This is a genomic window from Xanthomonas cucurbitae, assembly GCF_002939885.1.
In the GTDB taxonomy this organism is placed as follows: domain Bacteria; phylum Pseudomonadota; class Gammaproteobacteria; order Xanthomonadales; family Xanthomonadaceae; genus Xanthomonas; species Xanthomonas cucurbitae.
The window spans coordinates 1-413 of record NZ_MDED01000142.1 but is presented as its reverse complement, the minus strand read 5'-3'; the positions used below and the strand labels follow the sequence as shown (position 1 = coordinate 413).

The 413-nt window shown below is 63.9% G+C and carries 1 protein-coding gene; it reads left to right on the top strand.

The annotated features are described in order from the left end of the window. On the top strand, positions 1-413 hold a 413-nt coding region (locus tag XcuCFBP2542_RS19105), incomplete at both ends, for a peptidoglycan-binding domain-containing protein (protein ID WP_211293050.1).

Below are 413 nucleotides of genomic sequence, written 5' to 3'. Positions count from 1 at the left end.
TTCCAACGCGCGTATGGCTTGCAGGTCGATGGCGTGGTGGGGCAACAGACGCGGGCTGCTTTGGGTCAGGCGGTGTCGCAGCATGCGACCAAAGCTGCCGAGCAGACCATCGCCCAGGCCCAAGCGACTTCGGCACCAGCCGCATCCTCCGCTCCTCCATTGCTCACCGACCCTCGTCACCCCGACAACGGCCTGTTCCTTAGTACGGTGGGCAAGCTGGACGCACTGGGCGAGCGCGGTGGGTTCTCAAATCGCACGGAGGTTGAACAGGCGGCCGGGCAGCTCGTGTTTGAGGCCAAGGTCGGCGGCTTGCAACGCATCGACCATGTTATACCCAGCAGGAGCGGCGATGGCTTCTTTGCGGTCCAGGGCGAGATGACCGACCCAACAATGCAGCGGGTGTTCGTGGATCG